This is a genomic window from Lachnoanaerobaculum orale (assembly GCF_003862485.1).
Taxonomy (GTDB): domain Bacteria; phylum Bacillota; class Clostridia; order Lachnospirales; family Lachnospiraceae; genus Lachnoanaerobaculum; species Lachnoanaerobaculum orale.
This window is the reverse complement of sequence record NZ_RRCM01000001.1, coordinates 1,621,573-1,621,984: the sequence shown is the minus strand read 5'-3', so window position 1 is coordinate 1,621,984 and position 412 is coordinate 1,621,573. Positions and strand designations below refer to the sequence as shown.

Sequence of the window (412 nt, the reverse complement as noted above, 5' to 3'; positions counted from 1 at the left end):
AGGTTGAAGTCTTTTATTGGAGTTAAAAGAAATATTTACTGTTTTTTCTTCTTTATATTTTTGTGTTTCAAGTCTTGCCTCAGCACGAGCCCATTCCATTACATCATCTCTGGTAGGTCCGTGCTTTTTTAATAAATCAGCAAGCGTACCAAGTTTGCGTACATTAACAGAGGTGCTAACACCTTTGTCATTAATGAAACTTTTAGAAATATAGAATGACTCAGCATTTTTTGATTTTGATGTAGTAACTTTCATAGGGAACCTCCAACCCCTATTATACCACACAATACTATAAAATACTATATAATAAAACGAAAATTTTGACAAATTTTTCAACTAAGAAATATAGGCTATATGCGGGTTGTGAGACTTTTTTGAAGCTTATTTATGTAAACAAACTGTCAAAGACCCG

The 412-nt window shown here is 32.3% G+C and carries 1 pseudogene; it reads right to left on the bottom strand.

Annotated features, from left to right (window positions below):
• A pseudogene (locus tag EHW90_RS13935) lies at positions 1-255 on the bottom strand (IS1634 family transposase); the annotation flags it as partial.
• Between the last annotated feature and the right edge of the window lie 157 nt (positions 256-412).